Here is a 26079-nt window from a genome sequence, read left to right on the forward strand (position 1 = left end):
CAATGGTGCGAAATCAAAAAAATCGGGCAAGACCATCCTGGAAAAACGCGCCGAAAAGCGGGCAAAGGCTGAAACAAGCGACAACCTCTTTTCAAAGCCCAGGAAAAACCAAAGATAACCCGTGGTGGCCCCCACGGCGTTGTGGGGGCCAGGGCCGCTCGCCGGAAGGGGAGATGCCCCGCTGCGTCCTGTTAGCGGACCCACGAGTGCCCGGTGCGGAATTCACGGTTGCAGAAATGGGAATCAGTCGATGCCGAAAACAATTACCTCCTTAATTGTGCTCGCCTTTGGCTCAGTGAAATCTTCCGAATGGAGGAATGTGGGCAATCGCCGTCGATTCGTCATTATTGGTGGAAGGAAATGTAGAAGCGGTCTTCGGCCAGGACGGCATGTCCTTCTCAACGACCAAGCCAGGCACAAATACGGCGCAAGCGCTTCGTGCTCCCAGGCGTTGAGGAGGCGGGACGACTATATTGGCCATGTCAGCCCACCACCACACTTGAGGGAGCCTGCACAGAATGGCCAAGGAACTTGCCACCCAACTGATCGAACAACTCCAGGCTGCCGGCGTGCAGCGGATCTATGGAATCGTGGGCGACAGCCTCAACCCCATCGTTGACGCTGTCCGTCAGACCGGAGGGTCGAAAAACGGCGGCATCGACTGGATACATGTCCGCCACGAGGAGGCCGCTGCGTTTGCCGCAGCCGCTGAAGCACAGTTGACGGGAAAGCTGGCCGTTTGCGCAGGGTCGTGCGGCCCGGGCAACCTGCACCTCATCAATGGCTTGTACGATGCCAACCGGACCGGCGCTCCGGTATTGGCCATCGCTTCGCATATCCCCAGCAGGCAGATCGGCAGTGGCTTTTTCCAGGAGACCCACCCCGACCGGCTTTTCAACGAATGCTCGGTCTACTCCGAACTCATCAGTACCGCTGAGCAGGCACCCCGGGTCATGCACAGCGCCATCCAGAATGCCGTGGGCCTTGGGGGAGTCGCCGTCGTCACGCTTCCCGGCGACATTGCCGATCTTGAGGCAGCGGCACCCACACCGCTTCCGGCAACGTTCCGGCCCGCCAGTTTGGTGCCGGACCACGCGAGCGTCCGCGAACTGGCGGATGCCATTAACGACGCCGGCAAGGTCGCCATTTTTGCCGGCGCTGGCGTTGCGGGTGCCCACGATGAACTGATCTCGCTGGCCGAGCTGGTCAATGCCCCCATTGGCCACTCGCTGCGGGGCAAGGACTTTGTCCAATATGAGAATCCCTTCGATATCGGCATGACGGGCCTGCTCGGTTACGGGGCCGCGGCGGAGGGCATCGAGGACGCGGATTTGCTGATCCTCCTCGGCACCGATTTCCCTTATGACCAGTTCCTCCCCGATACCCGAACCGCCCAAGTAGACCGGGCCGCGCAGCGGCTGGGGCGCCGCACCGACGTCGACATTGCCGTCCATGGGGACGTGCTGCCCACCTTGACCGCCCTGTTGCCGCTGGTGCAGCCAAAGAAGAGCCGCCGCTTCCTGGACCAGATGCTGAAGAAGCATGATCGCCTGATGAACAAGGCTGTGGGTGCCTATACCCGCAAAGTGGAGAAGAAGCAGCCCATCCACCCGGAATATGCCGCATCACTGCTGGACCAGGTGGCGGCCGAAGACGCCATCTTCACCGCAGATACCGGCATGTGCAACGTGTGGACTGCCCGTTACATCAACCCTTTGGGCACCCGGCGCCTGATCGGTTCGTACCTCCACGGGTCCATGGCCAATGCACTCCCGCACGCGATAGGCGCCCAAGTGGCCTATCCGGGACGGCAGGTGGTGTCGGTCTCGGGAGACGGCGGACTCTCCATGCTGCTCGGCGAACTCATTACCGTGGCCGCGCACCAGTTGCCTGTGAAGGTAGTGGTGTTCAACAACTCCACCTTGGGCATGGTGAAGCTTGAAATGCTGGTGGACGGACTGCCTGACTTCGGCGTGGACGTGCCCGACGCCAATTACGCGGCCGTTGCCCAGGCCTTGGGCTTCCATGCCGTGCGGGTTACGGACCCAGCTGATATCGAGGCAGCCTACCGGACGGCCTTCGCCCATCCCGGCCCGGCGCTGGTGGAGCTCATCACGGACCCCAACGCGCTGTCCATCCCGCCGAAGATTTCGGGATCGCAGGTCATCGGTTTCGCCACTGCCATGTCCAAGGTGGTCCTGAACCGTGGTGCCGGAGAAGCTGTCAGCATGGCACGCAGCAACCTGCGGAACATCCCGCGTCGGTAGGTTACCGCTCCAGGGCCTCCGCGAGGTACGGGGACGTTCGGCTTTCCGTGGAACGCGCGACGACGGCCGGCGGCCCCTCGGCCATGACCGCACCGCCGGCGTCGCCGCCTCCGGGGCCGAGGTCGATCACCCAGTCCGCTCCCGCTACCACTCCCATGTCATGTTCAACCACCACCACGGTGTTTCCGGCATCGACCAGCCTTTGCAGCTGAGCCATCAGGAGCTGGACATCGGCGGGGTGCAAGCCGGTGGTGGGTTCGTCCAAGAGGTACAGGGTGTGGCCACGCTGGAGGCGTTGCAGTTCGGTGGCGAGCTTGATGCGTTGTGCTTCGCCGCCGGACAGCTCGGTTGCGGGCTGGCCCAGCCGGAGGTAACCCAAGCCGACCTCCCGCAGGGTTTGGAGGCTCCGGGAAACAGAGGGCAGATCCGCCAGGAAATCGGACGCGGCATTCACGGTCATGCCCAGGACATCGGCGATGTTCTGCCCACGGTAGGTGACCTCCAGTGTTTCGGGGTTGAAGCGGGAGCCGTTGCACTCCGGGCACGGTCCGTAACTTCCGGGCAGGAACAGCAGTTCCACCGCCACGAACCCTTCTCCCTGGCAGGTTTCGCAACGTCCTCCAGCAACGTTGAAGGAAAACCGCCCTGCTCCGAAGCCCCGGGACCGGGCGCCGTCCGTGGCCGCGAATTCCTTGCGGACTCCGTCAAAGAGCCCGGTGTAGGTGGCAAGGTTCGACCGCGGTGTCCGGCCGATGGGTTTTTGATCAACCTGCACCAGCCGGTCGAGCTCGTGGCGCCCGGCTCCCGCCACATCTGCGAGGACCCGGCTGACCAAGGTGGACTTGCCCGAACCTGACACCCCCGTCACCGCCGTCAACACTCCCAAAGGGAAATCCACGTCAAGATCGCGCAGATTGTGGCGGTTGATGTTCCGAAGCTTCAACCAGCTCTTGGCTTTCCTCGGGCCGGCAGGGGTTGCTCCAGTCCCGGTGGCGCGTGAATCGGCGTCGGGCGTTTCATCAGTACCGCCGGTGTTGCCATGGCCGCCCGGGAAAAGGAAAGGCCGCGTGACGGAATCCTCCACAGACGCCAGTCCCTGAACGGGGCCACTGTAGAGAATCCCACCGCCACCCTCGCCGGCATGGGGACCTACGTCCACCAGCCAGTCGGCGGCGCGAACGAAATCCATGTTGTGCTCCACCACGAACACTGAGTTGCCGGAGCGCTTCAGGGTGTCCAATACGTCCAGGAGAGGCTCTGCGTCGGCAGGATGAAGGCCCGCAGAAGGCTCATCCAGTACGTAGATGACGCCAAACAGGCCGGAGCGCAGCTGGGTAGCGATGCGGAGGCGCTGCATTTCACCGGGCGAAAGGGTGGGCGTTGGTCGGCCGAGGGCCAGGTAGCCCAGCCCAAGGTCCAGCAGTACGGTGATGCGGCCCAGCAGATCCCTCGTGATGGCGATTGCCACCTCATTGGCTTCGCCCGAGGTCTGTGTGCGTGAGGCCGTGCTTGCCGCCGCCAGCTCCGCCGTGGGGCGGATAAGAGCGGCGAGTTCCGTCATGGGCAATTCATTGAATTCGGCTATTGTCTTCCCCGCGAAGGTCACCGCCAGGGCCTCAGGTCGAAGGCCGCTGCCCCCACACACAATGCACGGCCCGGTTTCCATGAAGCGAAGCACACGATCGCGCATGGTGCTGCTCTTGGAATCCGCCAGGGTGTGGAGGACGTAGCTTCTGGCGCTCCAGAACCGGCCTTTGTACGGTTTGGCCACGCGGTCCCGTTGGGGCGTCACTTCCACCACTGGTTGTTCGTCGGTGAAAAGGATCCAGTCGCGTTCCTTTTTGGGAAGCTTCTTCCACGGTGTATCTACGTCGTATCCCAGGTGGGTGAGGATATCGCGGAGATTCTTGCCTTGCCACGCTCCGGGCCACGCCGCAACAGCACCCTCCCGAATGGTCAAGGACGGGTCGGGGACCAGGGAGCTTTCGGTCACCGTATGAGCCACTCCCAGACCGTGGCACACCGGGCACGCGCCGGCGGCGGTGTTCGGCGAGAAGGCGTCGGAGTCGAGTTGGCTGGCTCCTTCCGGGTACTTACCTGCCCGCGAAAAGAGCATCCGCAGGGAGTTGGACAATGTGGTGAGGGTTCCCACGCTGGAGCGGGCAGTGGCGGTTCCCCGGCGTTGTTGAAGGGCGACGGCGGGAGGCAACCCGGTGATGGACTCCACCTTCGGGTTGTGGCCCTGTTGGATGAGGCGCCGGGCATATGGTGCGACGGATTCGAAGTAGCGGCGTTGCGCCTCCGCGAAGATGGTGCCGAATGCGAGGGAGGATTTTCCGGAGCCGGAGACTCCCGTGAAGGCGACGATGGCATCGCGTGGGACGTCGACGTCGACATTGCGGAGGTTGTTCTCCCGGGCCCCACGGACTTTGACAAGGCCGTCATCGAGGTCGGCAGGCTGGTTGAATTCGGGTGGGTTGGGGATGGTCGGTTCGGGAATCGTCAGCTTACTGTCCATTACTACGACTCTATCGGCCTTCGGCACGTGCCTCTCCATCGGCCTTCTGCACGTGCCCACTCCGAGGCAACTGCGGGCAGGCCATGGCGTCTGCGCCTAGCCGCGTTCGACAGCGGCTATCGCGCTGATCTCGACCAAGGCGCCAGGTACGCCCAGCCCCGCAACGAAAGCTGCCGTAACCAAAGGCGGCTCATCCGCGGCGAGCTTGGACGCGATTGCCCCGTAGCCGGCCGCGAGGTCTGCGCCGTCGACAAACAGGACGTTCCACTGGATCACGTCTCCCAGGCCTGCACCTGCGGCCTTTAAGGCTGTTTCCGCGTTGTCCAACGCACGCGCGGACTGGACGGCGGCGTCGCCCATTCCGACCAGCTTCCCGCTTGCGTCCACGGCGTTCTGGCCACCGACGTAAATGGTTGTTGCGCCCGGTGGAACTACGGCGACATGACTGAACGCCGGGCTTCTGACGAGACCTTCAGGACGGATGCGTTGTATAGGTGACATGAAGGTATGGTCCCACCGCAAGCAGTTCGCCAACAGTGGGGGCAGGCGTTACTCGGCGGCAGGTCGACGTCGTTGTTGCTTGGTTGCTGAGCGCTGTTCCTTGGCGACGCGGTGGCGACGCGCCGAACCGCGGGTGGGCTTGGAGGCGCGGCGTATGGTTTCGGGCACCAGAGCCGCCGCGATGAGGCTGGCGAGTTTGGCAAGGGCAAGCTCCCGGTTCCGCAGCTGCGACCGCTCCTCCGAGGCCGTGACGCTCAGCGCACCCCCAACAAGCCGCCTTCCCAGGCGCTCGAGCAAGAGTTTCCGCTGCTCCTCGGTCAACGAGGTGGAGGCCGCGACGTTCCACGTCAGTTCGGCCCTGCTGTCGGTGGTGTTCACATGCTGTCCCCCCGGTCCCGACGAACGGGAGAATCTCCAGCTGAGTTCCGCCGCCGGAATTTTCAGCGAGGGCGGGATTTCCAAGTCCATGGAACAAGCCTCGCACGGACTGGTCCGCCGGGGCTTCCACGGATGCATGTCTGTACGCGACGCCGGGTGCCCAACATCCGCCCGACACAATTAGGATCAAGTCATGGCCGGACCCCTGGAAATTCTTGGCCCCATCCTGGAAATGATGACCTGGGTGGGGTTCGTCCCGGGCGTGCCGTTATTGGTCTGGGCCTGGTTCATTGCCAGGCGCAGGTGCGTATGGGTCACAGCTGTTGGTGAGCAGTTCGCGGCCGGCGGCTTCCTTGGGCTTCGCTGGGTGGACCAGGATCAGGAGGAGCGTAAAGTCCTGCTGGACATCGGGGCGAAGGAAGGCAGCATCGGATCCACAGCGGTGGTGGTCCACTACGATACCTGCCATCCATCGCGGTGCTCCCTTGAGCCTCCCCGCTACGATCACACGGTGTTGATCCTGGGGTGGATCCTCACCGGCGTGGGGATTCTCAGCACCATCGGGGGACTGGTGCTCACCGCCTTATAGCACCCTCTTGAACGCCCTATCACTTCGGGGCTACCATTTGCGCGCCGGCCAACGGGCACGGCCAGACGGGAGGACTGCTATGAGTGAGACCACCGCAACCCTGATGGTGGACCTGATTATTTCACTGGATGGCTATGCTTCGGCCGACGGCTGGCCAGGTTGGTGGGGACTGGAAGGTCCGGAGTACCTGGCGTGGCTGGGCGAAGAATCCAAGAAGGATGTCACCACGCTCATGGGAGCGAACACCTACAGGGTCATGTCCGGCATGTCGGGGCAAGCAGCCGAGGCGGGCTCGGAGTTTTCCAAGGAAGAGGGCGACACCTTGGAAGGCCTGGCTGCGGTTCCCAAGGTCATCTTCTCCTCGACGCTGAAGGAGCCCCTGGCGTGGCCCAACTCCGAGTTGGTCTCCGGAGACGCGGTGGAAGCCGTCAGGGAAATGAAGCAGACGCGGACAGGGACGCTGAGTACCTTGGGCAGCTTGAGCCTTTGCCGTTCCCTCCTCTCGGCCGGCCTCGTGGACCGGTACCGGCTGGTGGTCTTCCCGGTAATCACCGGAAAGACCGGCAGGGAGCGGATCTATGACGGGTACCCCGACGTCGCCCTGGACATGGTGGAAAGCCGTACCTTCGATGGCCGCCTTCAGTTGCTTGAATACGTTCCGCGGATTATCGATGCTCCGTTGGGGAGGGGATAGCCACTGGGTCCTGATGCCAAGCGTCCTGCTTGCTGAGCCCGTCCTGCTTGCTGAAGAGCGGCGCCAATGATTCGGCATAGTGGTCCATGGTTTCCGGAAAGGTCAGCAGTCGCCGGCCTTCGAGGGAGGATATCCCCGGGACGTCGAAACCGTTGGCAGCCGGAAGGCAGAGGAGTGGTTCCGCGGTGATTCCATTGGAGGTCAGGACGGCAATTCCCCACGGGTCACTGGGATCGGCTACGGAGATACCGGCGTTGTCGAAGGTGTCACGAAGGACGTAGCGCGTGACGGTTCGCCACGACTGGAGGAACTGCGGCAGCAACTGCTCCACGAGGTCCTCATCGTTGGCGGTGTAAGCGTCAGCGAGGGCTGCGGATAAGGCATCCCACTCATTGGCGTCCCGGACCATCAGGTGTGCGGCCCGGAGGTGGGCAATGGTTTCATTCAACATCATGGCAGTCCCCAAACTTCCTCGTACGATGTTTGCCCGGAATCGGGCAGGGCTGCCATTGGCAGACCACTCACCAAGAGAACGGATGGGACGCAGACATGATTCCCAAAAGAACGTTTTCCTCCCCGTTGCTCACCTTTATACGGCTGCCTAGTAAATAAGTAGACTTACTAATAGGCTGTTCCGGTGGGGAAATTCCCCGGCGGAAAAGGAAGTGAAGCCGAACATGACTGAAGAGCAGGGCATCAGCAAGGTCACCGACATCATCAACGATTCCAAAATCGGGATGTTGACCACCATCAACGCAGAAGGGGCGCTGGTCAGCCGGCCGCTGGCAGTCCAGGAAGTGAAGGACGACGGCGACATGTGGTTCTTTACGGGACTGGGCACCTCCCAGGTCGCCCACGTGAGGCAGGACCCCCGCGTCAACGTCTCCTTTGGCAAGAACACCGAGTGGGTGTCCGTTGCAGGCACCGCCGAAGTCGTCACGGATCGCGAAAAAATTCGTGAAATGTGGAATCAGGTAGTTGAGGCCTGGTTCCCCGAGGGCCCTGACACCCCTGAAGTTTGCCTGCTGCACGTAGATTCGGATTCCGCCGAATACTGGACCAGCCCGGGCGGTACAGCGGCCACGGTACTGCAATGGGTCAAGTCCAAAGTCACCAACTCACGCTTCAGTGTTGGCGAAAGCGGTACCGTGGACCTGTGAGCTGGCATGGTTGACGCAGGACGGTTCCGGGTCCTCCTCGAACAGGAGCGCGACCGGAGGCTTCTGCTGCTCACCGCGCTCCGAAATGACATCACCTCAGTCAGCCTGGCCCGGCAGGATTCCAACGTTGACGACGAACATGATCCTGAGGGAAGCACCATAGCCTTCGAACTGTCCCAGGCGTCCGCACTCCTCGCGCAAAGCAGGGAGGGGCTCGAACAGATCGACGCGGCCCTGGCCAGGATTGCGGCCGGCAATTATGGCCGTTGTGAAGTCTGCGGTGTCGAAATACCGGAAGGCCGGCTTGAAGCCAGGCCGTGGACGCCGTTCTGCGTCAACCACGCCTCAGGGCGAAGGTAGCGGCTGGCCCATTCCCTTGGAGACCTGGACAAAACCGATACCCTGTTGGACCTTCTTCCTGGGGCCGCGGTTAAATCCCTTGGCATCCAGGTGGTTCCCCGCACGGTAGGCAGCAAGCGCTTCGTCGTAGATTCCGTTGAGCCGGCTTCCATCGAAGACCTCCCGCGTTCCATCCGTAAATTCGATTGCAATGGAGATGCTGGCCGGAAAATGCCGGTTCATCCGAATGAAGCCTTGAGGGTCCTGCTGCAGTGAAATCACGTGTGGGCGACGCTTTCAGTAGTTCTGGTTGGTTTCGGCCGTGCTGGAACGGTCGGCTGCCGCACCGTGCTTTCGGCTCGCCAGCAGGAACGGCAACGAAAGGAGCTCGATGACTCCCGCCATGGCCAGCGACGCCGGGTAGCCGTACAGATCGGCGCCACGGCCCAGGAGCGGTTGGATCACCACCCCTCCGCTTGAACCCATCAAGGAATCGAAGCTGAGGACGGTGGCCCGCTGCTTGGAAGGGATCATGTCATTGACGTAGGCCTGCCGAACCGGCGTGACAGCCGATCCCACCACGCCCCATACCGCCAACAGTAGCAAGGCGATCCAAAAACTTTGGGTGAATCCAAGGACCACGAGGATGACGAAGCCGGCAAGTCCGCCCATGATCAAGACGGAGGTGCGTCTGTGGAAAAGCTTCCGGGCGTGGGGTGCCAGCCAACCGCCGAGGACTTGTGAGCCGGCAACAATGGCCGCCGCCAGCCCGGCGATCGAGTACGCCTGGGGATCGCCAAAGAGGTCCAGAAGGTAGGGCTGCAGGGCGTAGAAGACATAGATTCCGACGCCGGCACTGAAGGGAGCGGCCAGCATCACGAACCGTACGGGCGGGTTTTTTAAGCCGCTGTCGATTGAAGCTGTGAGAACCGCCCGGGTCGCCCGCAATGGGTGCGTCGAGCGCTCAGGGGAGAATCCGACGTCGTGCATGAGCCCAAAAGCGACGGCAAACATGGCAAGCAGCACCAGGACACGCAGGAGGAAAGGTACGCCAAGGTTGGTGGCCTGGGCGATGACGCCACCTGCCACTGAACCCAGGAGCATGGCTACGCCTTGGACCATCTGGCCGCGGCCGAGCACGGATTCAAGCCCGCCCTCGTAGCCCGAGAAGCGAAGTGCATCAACGAGCCACGCCTCCACGGCTCCGGAGAAGAACGTGAATCCCAGACCGAGGAGGACCGAGACTACGGCCCACATCCAGAACGGCGCCGAGATCTGCCACAGCAGGTAGTACAGGTAGGTCGACGCCGCCAGGGTCACTGTGCCCAGGAGGAAGGAGGTGCGCCGTCCCCAGCCATCAGCGACCACGCCAGTGGGGATTTCGAAAAGGACCATGCCTGCGGTGAAGAAGGCGTTGGCAGCAAAGGCCTCGAGGTTGCTGAGGCCTGCGTCCAGAAGGAACAGGGTGTTGATGCCCCAAATGAAAGAGGCCGCAACCGTATTGCCCAGCGTCAGCGTGAGGTAGACGCGTTGTATCTTGCGGGCTGCCGGATTCATGGTGTCACCGGTCCCGTGGGTACGTGGAGTGACCACGTGCCCATTCTCGTCCCGTTCGCCCTCCTTCACCAGATGCCACAGGTGTTCTACGATTCGTGGGTTGTCGGGATGTCCTGGGAAGCTGCCCATTCGCCGACATCCCTGCGTTCGATGGCTGCCGCCATCATGTCCGGGAAGAGGTCCGGGGTGCAGGCGAAGGCCGGTACGCCGATACCCGCCAAAGCCGCGGCGTGCCCTGAGTCGAACGATGGATGGCCGCTGTCACTCAATGCCAGCAGGGCGATCATGGTGGTTCCTCCGTCGACGATCGAGGCTGCCCGCCGCAACATTTCCTCGGCAATCCCGCCCTCATAAAGATCGCTGATCAAGACGAGGATGGTTTCGGCCGGCTTGGTGATCTGCCCCTGGCAGTAGGCGAGGGCCCTGTTGATATCCGTGCCACCGCCCAACTGCACCCCGAACAGGACATCCACGGGATCATCGAGGTCCTCCGTCAGGTCCACGACTTCGGTGTCAAAGACCACCAAGCGTGTGTTGACTGAGGGAAGGGAGCTGAGCACCGCGCCAAAAACGCTCGAATACACCACCGATTCGGCCATGGACCCTGACTGGTCGATGCAAAGGATGATCTCACGCTGGATCTCGCTGCTGCGCCTGGCATGGCCGAGGAGGCGCTCGGGTACAACCGTCCGGTATTCCGGTTGATAATGCCGGAGGTTGGCCGCGATGGTCCTGTTCCAGTCGATATCCCGGTGCCGGGGGCGACGGGTCCGGGCCGAGCGGTTCAGGGCACCGGATACGGCTTGTATGGTCTTGGCCCGGAGCCGATCCTCAAGTTCCTTGGTTACTTGGCGCACCACTGAGCGGGCAGTCTCCCGTGAGGCTTCGGGAATGACCCTGCCAAGACCCACCAGCGTACTGACCAGGCTGATGTCCGGCTGTACCGTACGGAGCATCTCGGGTTCCAGCAGCAGTTGCCGCAGCCCAAGCCGGTCCATGGCGTCGGCCTGCATCACCTGGACTACGGAGGACGGGAAGTAGCCCCGGATATCTCCGAGCCAGCGAGCCACCCGCGGGCTGGATGAACCAAGGCCGCCACGGCGCGTGGAACCATCCCCGTACAGGGCTTCGAGGGCTCGGTCGCGACGGATGTCGTCATCGGATAACTGGACCGTTGCGCCATCGGCCGTTGAGATGCCGTCCGCATCATCTCCGCCCAACACCAAACGCCACCGGCTCAGCCGGTCGCGGACGCTCAATTCCTCGGGAACGTCGGTCACGCCACGGCCTCCCAGCCTAGAATTCTTGCCATGGTGCGTATCGCCGGTCCGGCCGCAGCCATATCCACGTCCATGGCCTCCACCGCGTGGTGGGCAGAATCACCCTGGCTCAGTTGCTCACCGATCTCCCGACGTTCAGGGCGGCTGAATGCTGAGAACGTCCGGCGAAGCAGGGGCAGCACGTCCTCAAACACGTCATCGCGGACGCCGTCCACCCATTCATCCACGAGCTTCAAAAGCCGCTGATCATGGATCAGCAAGGCAGCGTCCCCTGAAAGAAGGCCGTCCAGCCATGCGGCGGCTTCGGGGGCGGGGGTGGCAACGGACAGCCGCTGGCTAAGGCGGGCCGCGACGTCGTCTGCGTTCACCAGTCCCGCGTCCAACAGGAGGCGGGTGGCACGACCGGCGACGGAACCGTGGACCTTGTCCGAATGGGCGATGCCACCCAAGGCGGCATGCCAATCGTCCATCGGCAATTCAGGGACCAGTGTCATGCCGTCCTGGGCCGAGTCGATGGCCGTCCGCATAGCGGCTGCGGCCTCATCGTCAAGGCCGGCACAGGCCGTGGGCAGGCCCACGCAGGCCCGGATCACGGTGGCCTGAAGGATTTTGCGGACCTCCCTGATGTCCACTCCACGAACATTCCCATACCTGCACGTTCGGGCCAACGGAGCGATGGTCTCCAGGAGGGGTGGAACGTCCTGCTGCAGCGCTGTGCGGGCGGCCAGAGCAGTGACGACGCCGGCAATGCCGTCGGGAAGATCGGCCAGAAGGCAACCTTCCAGCAGTGCACCCAAGGTGGGGAGTCCTTCCGCAGCGTGGGCTTGCTCGGAAACGAAGGTTGCTGCTGCGGAGGCTACTGTGGTGCCGTATCTGCTGGCTTCCACCACGGCGATGGCCAGTTCGGGCCTCCACTGGAGCTTCCACGCCTCCTTGAACGTCCCGGTGGTACGGCCGGTTTCCGCTGGAACGCCCCAGTGCACCCCTAACAGGGCCAGACGATGGAGCAGCACCGAGCGCGCCAACTGGTTCGGTTTGCGCAGGTCCAGGACCATGAGTTCTTCCATCGCGCCTGGCTTCATGCGGAGCTTCCGTTGGCTGGTGGCGAGGTCGGCGAACAGTGGGAGCGTGGGCACTGAGTCCGGAACGTTTCCGAGTTCGCGGCCAACAGTGAGCTCGCGATGCACCAGCGCCAAAGGAAGGTCCGAACCGTCACAGAGGACGGCCTGCGCGGCGTCATCCAGTTCGGGGAGTCCTGGACTTGGCCTGCCACGGACGGCCGCAAGCGTTGTGGCCATGCGGCTGGCCTCCACTACTGAGGCAGTGGATGCGTCCAGGTTCTGCCTGCGCAGGGCGTGGGCCACCCGGACCAACCATGTGGTGGCGACGTCGCCGGCAGGATCCTGGGATGCCCAATGGGAAAAGAGGTGTTGATACCAGCCAGGCGCCGCAACCCCTGCACCGTAACCGCTGTCCAGGCTTAGCCGGTCGGAGGTCCAAGGAACCCAAGTCACGGAGACCTTGACCTTGGGAAGTGATGACAACACCTTGTTGTCCGCCGAGGCGGGCGGGAAATCCGCCGGCACCAGGGCCGGTGCGTGGTAGGCGCCGCAAACTACGGCAATCCGTTCATGACCCTCGCGCATGGCAGCCCGCAGGATGCGCCTCATGGCCGCTTCACGGCGGTTGTTCTCGACGACGTCGGGATGGTCACCTGGGCGCTCATCCAACGAACGGATCTCCGTAATCGCCTCAAGGAGTGCCTCGAATCGCCCAGCAGGATCTGAAGCGCGGTGCTCCACGGCATCTTCCCACCAACGTTCCGCATCGCTGTAACCGGCCGCTTCGGCCAGTATCCCGATAGCGTCGGGGCGATATGCAGGGCGCGCAGAGGCCGCCGCAGCGCCGTCCTGGGACGGCTCGTCGTCGTGGGTTTCCATGTCCGGTTCTTGGGAAGCGGCGGCTTCCGAAGCGGCCCGAAGAGCCAGGGAATGGGTCGCTGGAAGATCCATGGCGCGCACCGGGGTCCCGGTGGACAACGCCCAGCGAAGCGCCACCCACTCCGGCGAGAAGGCAGCCATGGGGTAAAAGGATGCCAGCCGGGGCTCGTCCACTGCGTAGATCAAGCCCGCAACCGGCGGCAGCATGTCGGGGTCGTTGACCAAGGGAATCACGTGGTCAAGTTCGGGCGGACCCTCCACCAGCACCAGATTGGGTCGAAGCGTGGCCAGTGCTTCAGCTACTGAGTGGGCTGAACCGGGGCCGTGGTGCCGGATCCCCAGGACATGGACGTCTGTCATGTCTGGTTGGTGGATTCGAGATCGCGGCAGGCCCGGTACAGATCCTTCCATTCGGGCCTGTTCCGGACGACGGTTTCCAGGTATTCCTGCCAAATCACCCGGTCCTGCACGGGGTCCTTGATGACGGCGCCCACGAGGCTGGCGGCGACGTCATCAGCCCTCACGGTTCCGTCGCCGAAATGGGCTGCGAGCGAAAGCCCGTTGGTCATCACGGAAATTGCTTCGGCTGTGGACAGCGTGGCCGAAGGCGACTTGATGGTGGTCCGCTGGTCCTGGGTGACGCCGGAGCGGAGTTCCCGCATTACGGTGACCACCCGGCGGATCTCGGACTGGGCAGCCAGGTCGGCAGGGAGCTCCAGCGCTTCACCCAGGCTGCGGACGCGGGTGGTGACGATCTCTACTTCCTGGTCGATGCTGTCCGGAAGAGGGAGGATCACGGTATTGAAGCGCCGCCGAAGTGCAGAAGAGAGATCGTTGACGCCTTTGTCCCGGTTGTTGGCGGTGGCGATCACGTTGAATCCCTTGCGTGCCTGGACCTCTTCGTTGAGTTCGGGGATGGGCAGTGTCTTCTCACTGAGGATGGTGATGAGGGAGTCCTGCACGTCGGAAGGAATCCGCGTCAGTTCTTCCACCCGCACCAGGCTTCCTGTTTCCATGGCCCGCATCACAGGTCCTGCGACCATGGCCGCCCTCGATGGGCCTTCGGCAAGCAACCGGGCGTAGTTCCATCCGTAGCGCAGTGCCTCTTCCGGAGTCCCGGCGGTGCCCTGTATTACCAGCGTTGACGAACCCGAGATGGCTGCCGCCAAGTGTTCCCCGAGCCACGTCTTGGCCGTTCCGGGCACTCCGAGCAAAAGCAGGGCCCTGTCGGTGGCCAGTGAAGCTACGGCAATTTCCACCAGCCGCTCGGAACCGAGATATTTCGGGGTGATGTGTGCTCCGTTGGAGAGCGTTCCGCCAAGGATATAGGTAGTGACAGCCCATGGTGAGAGCTGCCAGCTGGGTGGGCGGGGACGATCGTCCACAGCGGCCAATGCGCTGAGTTCATCGGCGTACGCGTTTTCAGCGTGGGCTCGAAGAACATCGGTTCCGTTCTGTGCATCGGTCATCGGAAGGCCTCCGTCAGGGATTGTCTGAATGATTGGTATTGGACAGCGTCGCGAAGCACACGGCGCCGGGCGGGGTCGTCGGTCCGCTCCAGCAAGCGCCTGCATTCTTCGGCGGCTTCCGGTGGGAGGGCAGTGGGAAGGACATCGAAAAGCATGGAGGCCAAACGAGTCCCCTCCTTGCCGGAGATCACCCCGAGGACCGCCCCGGCCAACGCAGGGCCCCAGGGCTGCGGCAGATCGCGAAGCAAGGAGGCAAGGTCGTCGGGTTCTTCGGTCCCTGCCCTGATGTGCCGCTCCAACCAGAGCTCTCGCTCATCCGCGGGCAGGCAGTGAAGGAGCCTGGCGTCGGTCCGGACTGTGAGCAGTGCTCGAACCCATTCAAGGTGGTTCCTGCTTGTGGCGGCGGTGGTCAGGAGGGCCAGGACCCGCGGCTCCTCTTTGAGGAGGGCGGCCGTCGCTTCCGGGCTGCGGCCGGAGACGGAGGTCCACACGTCCAGCGGGGCTCCAAGAATGATGGTGTCCAAGCGTGCCAACCTGTCGGGTTCGCCGCTGCGAGGGGCAGATGGTATTCCGTCCCGCAACGCCGCAGCGTCCGGGTCCTCTGGAAGATCAATGTCGAAGCGCTTGTTCAGCAAGCCTTTGACTTGAAGCAAGGGCAGGAGCCGGGCCGCCATCCGCCCGGCGCGCGCACTTCGTGGGAGCCGGTCCAAGAGCGCTATGGCCACTTCCCTGACGCTCTTGGCTTTGTCGTCCAGGCCTTTCTCCAGCAACCCTTCGTCCTCGTCGTGAAGTTCGTAGCCCAAGCGCTTCAGGTGGCTGGCGCGTGCCCTTGCGCTCAGTGAGTTCCATTCGGTGGACAGTTGCTGGCGCGCGATCGTAAAAGTGTCCAAAGCCGGTGATGCCGGTGCGGCCTCATCAGCCTCGTGGACAGACCGTCGCGGTTCTGAGTGGGCCAGGCCGGCTGTGCTGACATCCTGGAGCCAACGGCCCCGTGTTCCGATGGCAGGGTCAAGCACGCGGAATACCGACGACGTGTTCTCGGCCACCGCGAACAGGGCCGGAAGCAGCCGGTGAGGGACCCGGCGTCGTGCTTGTGCGGCGGACCGCAGCCAGTCAACCAGCAGCTGGTTCCTCAGGTCGAGTCCCACCGGTGGCTGCCTGAGCAGCAACTCAAGGAGCCGCGCCGCCTCACCCGTAGCTTGCGGCTCGGTATCGGTTGGTGCCGGTGGCACCCGAAGTCCAGCTCCCACTGAAGCGGCTGTCCGGGACGCCCGGCGCACGACATCCACCAGTGCGGCCTGATCCAGGAGGGACTCCTCGCGCGAGGAAGCGGCCGCGGGGCGAGCACCGAGTTCAACGGGCGGGGCGGGAGCATCGTGCCGTCCGGTGCCCACCAGGGCGGCGGTTCGGAGCTCGTCCGTCCACTTCACGGCGTCACCACCATTTCATTCACGACGACGGCCAGCGGACGCACATGGCCATCTTCAAGTTCGCCAAAAATGTCCACTGCATGTCCGCCAGTGAGCGCAAGAAGCGAATCCAGCGGGGCATCGACCAACGGAAGGGCCCGGCCATCGGAATCGAGAATCCAGCCGCTGCCATCGGGGCTGACCGTCACGTTGCCCAGGAGTACCGGGTGGCGGACCCGCCACGGTGAGGCTGCCACCGCAGCGGACTCATGCAGGAGGGCCTCGGTGATGCTGTCTCCACTGCCGAGCGTTGTCACCACACCCCGCGAGGCAATCGCACTGGTGAACATGGCCCGCTGCGGAGCCGAACCCGGATACCGCGCTACCGTTGCATCCAGCAGGGCACCGGAGAGTTGCGGTGTGGCGAGGCCTTGGCCCTGCGCTGCGAAGTCAAGAACGACGACGACAGTTCCCTCAGGTGAACGGAGCCAGGTCCGCTGTTGCTGGATGCGGCCGTCGTCGCTTCGGTGGGCGCCCAATACGAGCCACGGCCCCGGCATCGACTCAGTGTCCTGGACCTCGGCAGAGGGCGTGGCCCAGCCAACGGCCGCTTTGAGGTCGGCGAATTCCCCGGGGGCAAGGCCGTCCTTCTGCGACCAGGCCTTGGTCAGGGCCCACCATCGGCCGATATTCATCAGCAAATGGTCGGCCCAGTCCGTTCTGCCATGGATATCGGAAGCCATTTGCCGCACCTGCTCGGCCAATCCGGGAAGCTGGGCATCCACCAATCGGGCCGCCACGGCGTCCCACCATGGATATGGCTGCTTCCGTGCCGCCGCAAGTCCGGTCCGGATCACATCGGTCAGCCACAGGGCGAAATCGGCAATTCCGGCATCCATGAGGTCCAGCCGGGCCGCAAGCCGCTTTGCTTGGGCCTCGGGATCTGCCGGTTTACCCGAATCCCGCCGCTCCTTGGCAGTGGCCCGATCAGCCCTTTGGGCCGCCCATTCCTGAGCAAAATCGGCGGTCTCCGTTCCGGCTTCGGCGGCCTCGCCGCGGGCCCAGAGAAGCAGCAAGGCCAGGGCGTGCTTACAGGGAAATTTGCGGCTTGGACAGGAGCACCGGTACGCAGGGGCAACAACATCCACACTCACCTGATAGGGAGTCTTTCCACTGCCTTGGCACTTGCCCCAAACGAGGGTGTCGTTGCTGCCCGAGTCCGACCATGGGCCGGGGCGCGCAAGTTTTCGCGCTGCGGCGAGGGAAGATGCGTCGGGTGCGGCGTTGATGACTCTTTCTTCGCTCCAACGCCCCATGAAAACCATTCTGCCTGATGGCTACGACACTTTAGGACAGCGTCGTTCAGTTTAGGACGGGGCGGTTCAGTTTTGGACCGGCCTACTGGCATAAGCGGTCCAGCGTCTCTTGGGCGGCCGATTGCATTTGCGCGGCATACAACTTCACGCGGCGCTCCACTGCTGTGTTTCCTTCAGCCGGTAACGGCGGCAGGGCCACGGCCATGGTGACCTGGCTACCGCCGTCGTCACTGGTGATCGATGCGGTGAGGTAGCCGAAGACGTCGCCACTGTGGCCGTAGCGGTAGCCGGCTGAACACCCGTCGCCGGAACGGATCAGCCCCAACCCGTAATTACCCAAGCCGGTCATCTTCATGTCCGACAACGACTTCGCGGAGACCAGCCTTCCACCCAGCAGCGCCCGGTAGAAATCGTTGATGTCCTCCGTTGTGGAAACGATTCCGGAAGCAGGCGAGCCAACCAGCCCCTCGGCTTGGGTCACATCGACTTCCACCGCGTCGTCCGCTATGTAGCCGTGAAGGTTGTCCCCGGCAGTTCTGTCCGGCTCGCCAAGTGAAGTCCTGTCCAGGCTGAGTGGGCGGAAGATGTCAGCACCCAACGCTTGGGCCAGTGGCTTGTGCCGCAGATTCTCGATCAGCAGTCCAAGGGCAAGATAGTTGGCATTGGAGTAGTTGAAATAGCCTACGTTCCTGGATTCCCATGCCTGTGTTGCGGCCAGTTTTAGACCTTCCAGCATGCTGAGCCGGGTGCCCTCCACACTCAGCAGCGACCTGCCGGTGTACAACGGGGCCACGAAATCGGGCATACCCGAAGTGTGGTTAAGAAGCTGCCGGACGCTGACGTGCCCTGGAGGGTGCAGCATGGGAGCCAGCTCCCGCAGTGTGCCCTCCACTGGATCATCAAGGGACAGGCGTCCTTCATCCACGAGTTTCAGGACCTCCGCCGCCACCATCGATTTGGTTACGCTTCCCGCGGAGAACCTATCCTGCGTGCGGGCTGGATCGTCGTTGTCGAGGCTTCTCCCGCCGTAGGCATTGGTCCATTCGCCACCGGGCCACCGCACCTGCACCACCACGGACACGACGCCATCAGCCATGAAGTGGTCGATGGTGCGGACCATTGACTCCATGGGGCCAGGACCTTCGGCAGGGGAGGGCGACGGCTCGGGATGGCCGGCCGTGCATCCGTTGAGGAACCAAGCGCTGAGCATCAGGACCAGCAGGAACCCCAAGCGCCCCTTGCCCATACGCTTGTTCTACGCTCCAGCGCAGGGAAATACCAGAGGCGCCGACTGGCCTTGAAACTGCACAAAACACCGCTGCCGGGGAGCCCGCGAAAGACTCCCCGGCAGTTCATTTACGGCACTAGGCCTGGTGGGTCACCAGGCCGGCTGTTGACCCGTTCGTGCTCGCTTGCGTCGAAACGAGAGGGGCAAAGAAGGCCGCGAGTTCTGCTGTTGCGGTCAGGGGGAGGATGTTGGCGACGTATTGGTCCGGGCGGACCACGACGATGAAGCCGTCGCGGTTGAGGCCGCGTAGTTCGAAGATGTCGTTGGCCGGGTCGGTGCCGAAGACCTTCTCGAGGTAGGTGAGCTGGAACGGTCCGACGGTGGGTTTGAAGACTGCCGGGACGGCGTTGATGTCTACCCCGGTGTGGTCCTGCTGATAGATCACCTTCACGTCGAACCAGGCGTCGCGGTCAAGGTTCGACGGCGTCGCGGCCAGCGGCGAGTCGCTTGCGGTCTCGAGCCACTCGGCGAAGTCCGCGACCGGGCCCGCAGCCCCTGCCGGGGCGGCGTCGGCGAAGACGTAGATCCGCCACCGGCCGTCGGCCTTGGCATGGTGGCCCAAGTGCATCGGGTTCGTATCACAAACCCGTTGGACGGGGGCGGACTTGAAGCGTTTGCCCACCGGGAAGCCGGTAGCCAGGTCCTGGTGCCGAGGCTCGGCGACGAGCATGGACGGCGCGTATTGGGTCATGAACCCGGCCGGGAACTCCGCGGTGCTGGTGTAGAAGGTCTCCAGCTCTGCCGGGTCCTCGAATTCTTCTGGTTTCTTGGCCATGAGGGTGGACCATTGCTTGTCGAAGTCGATGAGGTTCTTGGCCACTACCTGCCGCTCTGCGGAGTAGGTGTCCAGCAGGGACTCGGGGCTCCGGCCTTCGAGGACGTGCCCGAGTTTCCAGCCGATGTTGAAGCCGTCCTGCATGGAGACGTTCATGCCCTGACCGGCCTTCGCCGAGTGGGTGTGGCACGCGTCGCCAGTGATGAACACCCGTGGCGTGCGCGTCCCGCGCTCGGCCGGCAGAACGTCGTCGAACCTGTCCGTGAGCCGGTGACCGACCTCGTAGACACTGTGCCAGGCCACGTTACGGACATCCAGGGTGTACGGGTGCAGGATGTCGTTGGCCTTGGCGATGATCTGCTCGATGGTGGTCTTGCGGACCGCGCCGTGGTCATCGGCGGCAACTTCGCCCAGGTCCACATACATCCGGAACAGGTGCCCGCCCTCGCGCGGAATCAGCAGGATGCTCCCACCAGAACCGGACTGGATGGCGCACTTGGTACGGATGTCCGGAAAATCGGTGACCGCCAGGACGTCCATGACGCCCCAGGCGTGGTTGGCCTGGTCACCGGCCAGGTGGCAGCCGATCGATTCGCGGACCTTGCTCCGGGCACCATCGGCACCCACAACGTACTTGGCCCGGATGACGCGCTCCCGGCCCTCCTCCGGCCCGGCCGTGTGAAGCAGCGTTACTTCCACCGGGTACCCGCCCTCTCCGGTGACCTGCAGGCCCACGAATTCGTAGCCGTAGTCCGGCCGCATCCGGGCAGGAGAGTTAGCCATGAACTCGGCAAAATAGTCCAGCACCCGTGCCTGATTGACAATCAGGTGCGGGAATTCACTGATCCCCGCAGGATCATCCACCGCACGGGCAGCCCGGACGATTTTCGAGTGGTCCGCCGGGTCCGGCTTCCAAAACGCCATCTCGGTAATCCGGTACGCCTCGGCAGTGATCCGCTCCGCGAACCCGAACGCCTGGAACGTCTCGACGCTGCGGGCCTGGATTCCGTCGGCTTGCCCAATCGCGAGCCTGCCAGGGCGGCGTTCGATAATACGGGTGGTGATATCGGGGAACTGCGCCAACTGGGCCGCGGTCAACATCCCCGCAGGACCCGTGCCCACAATAAGGACATCGACCTCGTCCGGAAGCTCTGCCGGCCGGTCGATTCCGACGCCGGCGGCCGGCTCGACCCGCGGGTCACCTGATACATAACCGTGGTGGTGGAACTGCACGGGCTTTCCTCACTTCTTTGTGGGCTGGTTGAAAACTAAAGGTGTTCGATAATAGAACAGCCTGTTCTATTATCGCTCAGTACATCGTAATGCGGCTCACACTCCGGTTCAAGTCACTTGCCCGTCTCCGCCCGAATCGCTCCGGGTTCCTGTCGAATTGAGCGGCGGCATGTCAGGATCAGGTATGCCTCGACTGATGCTCCTGGATACAGCCTCCCTTTACTTCCGCGCCTTCTACGGTGTCCCCGATTCGATCCGGCGTCCGGACGGAACCCCTGTCAACGCCGTGCGGGGCCTCATGGACATGATCGCCCGCCTCGTCACCGACTACGAGGCCACACACCTGATCGCCTGTTGGGACAACGATTGGCGTCCACAGTGGCGCGTGGATCTGATCCCCAGCTACAAGTCGCACCGGGTCGCTGAAATCGTCCCGGATGGTCCCGACGTCGAGGTTGTCCCTGACCCCCTTGAGGCGCAGATACCCATGATCCGCAAAGTCCTGGAGCTGGCCGGGATAGCAATGGTGGGCGTCGACGAGCATGAAGCGGATGATGTGGCGGGAACCTACGCCAGCCTCGCCCCTTTCCCCACCGATGTTGTGACCGGTGACCGCGACCTCTTCCAACTCGTCGACGACGAGCGCGGTATCCGGGTGATCTACACCGCCCGCGGGATGAAGAACCTGGAACTGGTCACCGACGTCGTGGTTGTTGGCAAGTACAAAGTCCTGCCCCAGCAGTACGCCGACTTCGCCACCCTCCGGGGCGACGCGTCCGACGGCCTTCCCGGGGTGGCCGGGATCGGCGAAAAGACCGCTGCCGGGCTGCTGGGCGAGTACGGCTCATTGGAGGGGTTGTTGGCTGCGGCAGAGAATCCCGACGGCGGATTGTCGGCTGGAATCCGCGCCAAACTCTCAGGGGCGGCGGACTATCTCAAGGTCGCTCCCGCCGTCGTTAATGTCGTGAGGGACCTGAAAGTCCCGACCCTCGAGGAGGCGGGCGCCGAGCTGGCTCCCGTTACCGGCGCCGCCCGTTCCGAGCTGGAGAAGCTTGCCACCGAATGGAACCTGGGCGGTGCCGTCAAAAGGCTTCTCGAAGCCCTGGACCGGGCCAGCTGACCTCGGTCGCACGTTACCGGCGCAGGATTCACAGCTTGGTCATAGCTTTCCGACAGGATTGTCTGTGGTTGGCGCATCATCGTGTTAAGAGGACGGTGCTGTGAACCGTCCCTCAGCCAAAACCGTTTAGCGGATCGAGGAGAGGTATATGTCGAAGACCAAGAGAATTACCCTGGGGGTGGCGGCCGGAGCGCTGGCCTTGGGCGCCGGATTGGGTGTGACCAGCATGGCTACCGCAGCCACCACTCCAACGCCGAGTGCGACGTCCTCCGCCGATGCAACCACCACGCCATCGGACCACGGCGGAAAGCCCGGTGGGCGCGGACACGACGGCGACGGGGCCAAGATCGCGCAGGAGCTGGCCACAAAGCTGGGAGTAGACGAGACCAAAGTCTCCGATGCCCTGAAGGCTTTCCGCGAAGCCAACAAACCGACCACACCACCGGCTGAGGGAACACAGGGCAGCAAGCCCGATCCGGCCGCGCGCGATGCCGCCCTGGCCAAGTCCCTCGCTTCGGCACTCGGTGTTGACGAAAGCAAAGTCACCACCGCTTTGGAAGAGATCCGTTCCGCAGCTCAGGCAGAGCGGGCGGCAGCTCTGAAGACCCGGCTCGACAAAGCAGTTACAGACGGAAAGCTCACCCAGGCAGAAGCCGACGCTGTGACCAAGGCTGTCGAAGCAGGAGTCATTGGAGGAGGCGGCCGGTAAGCCAATCCGGCCAGCTGCCCTTTGGGCTCCAAGGATCCCCTGGAAACATTCCAGGGGATCCTTTCATTACTGCTCGAAATTTTTCCCACACGTTGTCGATTTGTCCTCGCACTGTTCGACCTATGGATGAGAAGGTCGAAGGGCGACCTTCCACGACACAGGAGATTGATCCAGATGGCAAAGTACATGTTGATCATGCGGGCAGACGACGATTCCTACGCGAAGTTCGAGAACATCGACTTCAACGACATCCTCGAAGCAATGGGCAAATTCAACGACGAACTGATCCGGGCTGGGGTATTGCTTGCTGCCGAAGGTCTCGACGACGCCAAGGAAACGGTGGTGGTGGACTTCACCGGCGAAACCCCAGTAGTCACCGATGGCCCTTACGGGGAAACCAAGGAACTTTTTGGCGGCTTTTACATTCTTGATGTCGCTTCCAAACAGGAAGCCGTCGAATGGGCCAGAAGGGCACCCATGACGGCAGGTACCAAGACCGAAATCCGCCGTGTCACCAGCATCGATGAGTTCCCCCAGGACAACGAATGGATCCAAAAGGAACGCGCATGGCGCGAACAAACCGGACAGCTCTGACATCCCGTCTGAACTACTCTAAACCGCGGCAGCAAACGTGAGCAGCAACGAGGCAAGGGCCGCCGTCGAAGCAGTGTGGCGCAGCGAATCCGCCCGCATTGTCGGCGCCCTTGCCCGTTATACGGGTGAGTTTCCCCTCGCGGAGGATCTCGCCCAGGAGGCGCTGGCAGAAGCCATCGTGTCGTGGTCCGTCAACGGCATTCCCTCGGAGCCGGCGGGATGGCTGCTGACTGCAGGTCGGCGCAGGGCCATCGACACGTTTCGGCGTCGCTCCGCCCGGGATGAAAAGTACGCCTTGTTGGCCCGCGATCTCTCCGACGAGGAGCCCGGCGTGGATACGTTGTTCAACCCCGACGCGATAGACGACGACGTACTGGCCCTCATGTTCATTTCCTGCCACCCGGTACTGTCCAAGGAAGCGCGCATCGCGCTGACCTTGAGGGTTGTGGGTGGGATGGGCAGCGATGAAATCGCCAAGGCATTCCTGGTTCCCGTCCCTACCATCCAGGCGCGCATCACCCGCGCCAAGAAGACGCTCGCGGCTGCCCACATTCCCTTTGCCGTGCCGGAACGCCAGGAAATTCCCGAGCGCCTCGGATCCGTACTTCAAGTGCTGTACCTCATCTTCACGGAGGGTTCCTTTGCTTCCGCGGGTGACTCGTGGATTCGGACGGAACTGGCCGCCGAGGCCCGACGACTTGCCCGGGTGCTTCTCAGGCTGGCTCCCGAGCCTGAAGTGTTTGGCATGCTTGCCCTTATGGAGCTGACGGCCGCCCGGTTCCCGGCCAGGCTCGACCCTGCCGGTCATCCCATCCTCCTGGAAGACCAGGACCGACGGCGGTGGGATCAGTCCGCCATACGGCGCGGCCGGGCGGCACTTGCCTCTGCGGTTGCCGCAGGCCGGGGGCTGGGCGCCTATGGGTTGCAGGCTTCCATCGCAGAATGCCACGCGGTCGCCAGGTCGGCAGCCGAAACGGATTGGCAGCGAATCGTCATTCTGTATGAGGCGTTGGGGCGCTTGACCGGGTCCCCAATAGTTGACCTGAACGGCGCGGTTGCGGTGGCCATGGCCGCAGGGCCGGCTGCCGGGTTGGACATTGTGGACACTCTCGATCGCAAGGGTGACTTGGAAGGATCGCACCTCCTGCCGACAGTGAGGGGCGAATTGCTCGCCAGGCTTGGCCGCCACGAAGAAGCTGCCGCGGCCCTGACGGCTGCGCTCGACCTCTGCTCGAACGCAGCCGAAAGGATTGCGCTGGAACGGAAGATCGCGCAGCTCGGCGAAGGGCAACTCCGCGAAGCGCAGTGAGTAGCTCCAGGCAGGGTTTTGCACTGGACTGAGTCGAATAAGAGCTCAATTGAACATGGTGCCTGGTAATCCGGGGTCACGACGTTGGCCTGCTGTCGCTCGGCAACTCCGGCGTAGATCGTCCCCTTCGCTGCTGGCGTGGATCCCACCCGTGCTTATGTTCTGGGGGGTGTGTGGTGGTGGTTGCGTCTGGGTGTTTGGTGGGGGTCGATGTGTGGTGGGGGGATGAACCAGGGGGTGCCGGTTTCCATGGTGATGCGCCATTGTTCTTTGTGGATGAGGTGGTGGTGGTGGGAGCAGAGGAGGGTGCCGTTGTTGGTTCCTGTGGTGCCTTGGTGTGACCAGTAGGTGATGTGGTGGGCTTCGCACCAGGGTGCGGGGATGGTGCAGTCGGGGAAGGCGCAGCCGCCGTCGCGGGCGGTGATGGCTTTGCGGATGTGGGGTGGGAAGATCCGGCTGGTGCGGCCGATGTTGAGGATTTGGGAGTCGGTGCCGAGCACGACGGGGATGATGTCGGCGTCGCAGGCTATTTTGCGGATGGTGTTGGGGTGGATGGGGCCGGTGAACGTCGCGGTCCCGGTACTGATGCGCGGTCCCGCGGTAGTGCTGGTGGTGGGGTGGTGGCGGATGGTGTCGCAGAGGTCGCGGTAGTCGATGTGGACGGTGAGTTGGGGTCGGAGTCCGCCGTTGGAGGGTAGTTTCCCGGTGGTCATGGCCACGGCGCAGGCCCCGACGAGTCCGTCGAGGAGTTTCTGGGCGCGGGTGCGGCGGTCCAGTTCCGGGCCGGGGCGTGCCTGAGTATCCGCGCTGGTGTCTGTACTGGTTTGAGTGCCCGCGCTGCCCTGGGTCTCCGCGCTGCCGTGAGTATCCCCACTGGTGGTGCTGCTGGTGGTGGTGAGGCGGGGGTTGGTGGCGATGTTCATTGCGGTGGTGAGGGTTTCGTATTGTTCGGTGGTGGCGAAGATTTCGAGGTGGTGGAGTCCGTGGCGGCGTCGGCGGCGCAGGAACGCGCCTTGGAGTTGGCGGAGGGTTTCTTCGGTTGGTTCGGGGCCGTCTTGGTCGATCCGGTCGATCCAGCGGTTGGCCATTTTGGTGACGAAGTCGGGGTCGGTTTCGGTGGCGGTAGTGGTGAGGGCGTGTTCCATCCGGGCGAGCAGCTCTGCCGGTGCGAGGTGGTGGACTTTGTCCAGGGCGGTGCTGATGATGGTCGCGGACCGGGAGGAGATGGTGCCGTCGGCCAGGGCGCCGGCGAGGTGTTCGCGGCGAGCGGGGATGTCCTGCCCGGCGATTCCTGTCTGGGGCAGGACGTCGGGGGTCAGGGCGAGGCGTCGGCGGGCTTCACCGATCCCGATCCGTAACCGGGCCCGCAGGAACTCCGCGGCATTCCGGTACCCATCATCCAACACACTACCCACCGCACTGGAAGCCTTGGCGGGGGCTTGGGCGGCAGCAACAGAACCCGATTCCGCCCCGCGACCCGCGGATTCGGCTGCGTCCCCGAGTTCCGCGAACGCAGCGGTGCCGGCGGATTCGGCGGATGGTTCTGTCCACCCGGTCCGCCACTGCGGCGCCGCCGCCGAACCGGCAGAACCGGACCCCCGCCCAGACCCTGGGGCTTATGCACTTCGCCGAGC

At 63.4% G+C, this 26079-nt stretch carries 22 protein-coding genes and 1 pseudogene; 9 read left to right on the forward strand and 14 right to left on the reverse strand.

Annotation, left to right across the window (positions count from 1 at the left end; all coding sequences use genetic code 11):
- Positions 1 to 518: 518 nt before the first annotated feature.
- Positions 519 to 2267, forward strand: coding sequence for a pyruvate dehydrogenase (locus tag PJL15_RS13965; RefSeq protein ID WP_281451744.1), 1749 nt, complete (start codon positions 519 to 521; stop codon positions 2265 to 2267).
- 1 nt (position 2268) lies between these two features.
- On the opposite strand, the gene PJL15_RS13970 is transcribed toward PJL15_RS13965, so the two are convergent.
- From PJL15_RS13970 to arfB, 3 genes are all read right to left on the reverse strand, one after another.
- The gene (locus PJL15_RS13970; protein ID WP_281451745.1) at positions 2269 to 4785 is read right to left on the reverse strand and encodes an excinuclease ABC subunit UvrA; all 2517 of its coding nucleotides are present in this window, start codon (positions 4783 to 4785) and stop codon (positions 2269 to 2271) included.
- Between the two features lie 96 nt (positions 4786 to 4881).
- Positions 4882 to 5286: a RidA family protein gene (locus tag PJL15_RS13975; RefSeq protein ID WP_281451746.1), complete on the reverse strand. Its 405-nt coding sequence runs from the start codon at positions 5284 to 5286 to the stop codon at positions 4882 to 4884.
- 48 nt (positions 5287 to 5334) lie between these two features.
- Positions 5335 to 5754, reverse strand: coding sequence for an alternative ribosome rescue aminoacyl-tRNA hydrolase ArfB (gene arfB, locus PJL15_RS13980; protein ID WP_281451747.1), 420 nt, complete (start codon positions 5752 to 5754; stop codon positions 5335 to 5337).
- Between the two features lie 103 nt (positions 5755 to 5857).
- Between arfB and PJL15_RS13985 the strand changes: the two genes are divergently transcribed.
- Both PJL15_RS13985 and PJL15_RS13990 read left to right on the forward strand, forming a co-directional pair.
- Positions 5858 to 6253, forward strand: a complete 396-nt coding sequence (locus PJL15_RS13985) for a hypothetical protein (protein ID WP_281451748.1) — start codon at positions 5858 to 5860, stop codon at positions 6251 to 6253.
- Positions 6254 to 6332: 79 nt separating this feature from the next.
- The gene (locus PJL15_RS13990) at positions 6333 to 6947 is read left to right on the forward strand and encodes a dihydrofolate reductase family protein (RefSeq protein ID WP_281451749.1); all 615 of its coding nucleotides are present in this window, start codon (positions 6333 to 6335) and stop codon (positions 6945 to 6947) included.
- On the opposite strand, the gene PJL15_RS13995 is transcribed toward PJL15_RS13990, so the two are convergent.
- Positions 6919 to 7401, reverse strand: coding sequence for a hypothetical protein (locus tag PJL15_RS13995; RefSeq protein ID WP_281451750.1), 483 nt, complete (start codon positions 7399 to 7401; stop codon positions 6919 to 6921). The two genes, PJL15_RS13990 and PJL15_RS13995, sit on opposite strands and share 29 nt — an antisense overlap.
- Positions 7402 to 7624: 223 nt before the next feature.
- Here PJL15_RS13995 and PJL15_RS14000 point away from each other — a divergent pair, with 223 nt between their 5' ends.
- Together PJL15_RS14000 and PJL15_RS14005 are read left to right on the forward strand one after the other, a co-directional pair.
- On the forward strand, positions 7625 to 8107 hold the full coding sequence (locus tag PJL15_RS14000; RefSeq protein WP_281451751.1) for a pyridoxamine 5'-phosphate oxidase family protein: 483 nt from the start codon (positions 7625 to 7627) through the stop codon (positions 8105 to 8107).
- Positions 8108 to 8113: 6 nt separating this feature from the next.
- Positions 8114 to 8467, forward strand: a complete 354-nt coding sequence (locus PJL15_RS14005; protein WP_281451752.1) for a TraR/DksA family transcriptional regulator — start codon at positions 8114 to 8116, stop codon at positions 8465 to 8467.
- Here PJL15_RS14005 and PJL15_RS14010 read toward each other — a convergent pair.
- The 9 genes from PJL15_RS14010 to PJL15_RS14050 all read right to left on the reverse strand — a co-directional run bounded on the left by PJL15_RS14010 (position 8453) and on the right by PJL15_RS14050 (position 20713).
- Positions 8453 to 8728 (reverse strand): hypothetical protein, encoded by a 276-nt coding sequence (locus PJL15_RS14010; RefSeq protein WP_281451753.1) that lies wholly within the window; start codon positions 8726 to 8728, stop codon positions 8453 to 8455. The two genes, PJL15_RS14005 and PJL15_RS14010, sit on opposite strands and share 15 nt — an antisense overlap.
- A 15-nt stretch (positions 8729 to 8743) precedes the next feature.
- On the reverse strand, positions 8744 to 10003 hold the full coding sequence (locus tag PJL15_RS14015) for an MFS transporter (RefSeq protein WP_281451768.1): 1260 nt from the start codon (positions 10001 to 10003) through the stop codon (positions 8744 to 8746).
- 86 nt (positions 10004 to 10089) lie between these two features.
- Positions 10090 to 11283, reverse strand: a complete 1194-nt coding sequence (locus tag PJL15_RS14020) for a VWA domain-containing protein (RefSeq protein ID WP_281451754.1) — start codon at positions 11281 to 11283, stop codon at positions 10090 to 10092.
- Positions 11280 to 13583, reverse strand: coding sequence for a DUF5682 family protein (locus PJL15_RS14025; protein WP_281451755.1), 2304 nt, complete (start codon positions 13581 to 13583; stop codon positions 11280 to 11282). Before PJL15_RS14025 ends, PJL15_RS14020 begins: the two co-directional genes overlap by 4 nt.
- Positions 13580 to 14692, reverse strand: coding sequence for an AAA family ATPase (locus tag PJL15_RS14030; RefSeq protein WP_281451756.1), 1113 nt, complete (start codon positions 14690 to 14692; stop codon positions 13580 to 13582). The genes PJL15_RS14025 and PJL15_RS14030 overlap by 4 nt, the downstream gene beginning before the upstream one ends.
- Positions 14689 to 16122, reverse strand: a complete 1434-nt coding sequence (locus PJL15_RS14035) for a DUF5691 domain-containing protein (RefSeq protein ID WP_281451757.1) — start codon at positions 16120 to 16122, stop codon at positions 14689 to 14691. The genes PJL15_RS14030 and PJL15_RS14035 overlap by 4 nt, the downstream gene beginning before the upstream one ends.
- Entirely contained in the window at positions 16119 to 17417 is a 1299-nt protein-coding gene (locus tag PJL15_RS14040) for an SWIM zinc finger family protein (protein ID WP_281451758.1), read from the reverse strand. Before PJL15_RS14040 ends, PJL15_RS14035 begins: the two co-directional genes overlap by 4 nt.
- Positions 17418 to 17499: 82 nt before the next feature.
- Positions 17500 to 18663 carry a serine hydrolase domain-containing protein gene (locus PJL15_RS14045; protein WP_281451759.1) on the reverse strand — a complete coding sequence of 388 codons (1164 nt, stop codon included), beginning with the start codon at positions 18661 to 18663 and terminating at the stop codon, positions 17500 to 17502.
- A 118-nt stretch (positions 18664 to 18781) separates the two neighbouring features.
- Positions 18782 to 20713 carry an FAD-binding monooxygenase gene (locus PJL15_RS14050; RefSeq protein WP_281451760.1) on the reverse strand — a complete coding sequence of 644 codons (1932 nt, stop codon included), beginning with the start codon at positions 20711 to 20713 and terminating at the stop codon, positions 18782 to 18784.
- A gap of 184 nt (positions 20714 to 20897) precedes the next feature.
- Here PJL15_RS14050 and PJL15_RS14055 point away from each other — a divergent pair, with 184 nt between their 5' ends.
- The 4 genes from PJL15_RS14055 (at position 20898) to PJL15_RS14070 (ending at position 24445) form a co-directional block, all read left to right on the forward strand.
- On the forward strand, positions 20898 to 21833 hold the full coding sequence (locus PJL15_RS14055; protein WP_281451761.1) for a 5'-3' exonuclease: 936 nt from the start codon (positions 20898 to 20900) through the stop codon (positions 21831 to 21833).
- A gap of 148 nt (positions 21834 to 21981) precedes the next feature.
- Entirely contained in the window at positions 21982 to 22542 is a 561-nt protein-coding gene (locus PJL15_RS14060) for a hypothetical protein (protein WP_281451762.1), read from the forward strand.
- Between the two features lie 174 nt (positions 22543 to 22716).
- Positions 22717 to 23136: a YciI family protein gene (locus PJL15_RS14065; protein WP_281451763.1), complete on the forward strand. Its 420-nt coding sequence runs from the start codon at positions 22717 to 22719 to the stop codon at positions 23134 to 23136.
- Between the two features lie 37 nt (positions 23137 to 23173).
- Entirely contained in the window at positions 23174 to 24445 is a 1272-nt protein-coding gene (locus PJL15_RS14070) for an RNA polymerase sigma factor (protein WP_281451764.1), read from the forward strand.
- Positions 24446 to 24600: 155 nt separating this feature from the next.
- Here the strand turns inward: PJL15_RS14070 and PJL15_RS14075 are convergent.
- Positions 24601 to 26025 (reverse strand): annotated as a pseudogene (locus tag PJL15_RS14075) (DUF222 domain-containing protein); the annotation flags it as partial.
- Positions 26026 to 26079 lie beyond the last annotated feature (54 nt).

The sequence above is a fragment of the Paenarthrobacter nitroguajacolicus genome, assembly GCF_029952445.1.
GTDB classification, from domain to species: domain Bacteria; phylum Actinomycetota; class Actinomycetes; order Actinomycetales; family Micrococcaceae; genus Arthrobacter; species Arthrobacter nitroguajacolicus_B.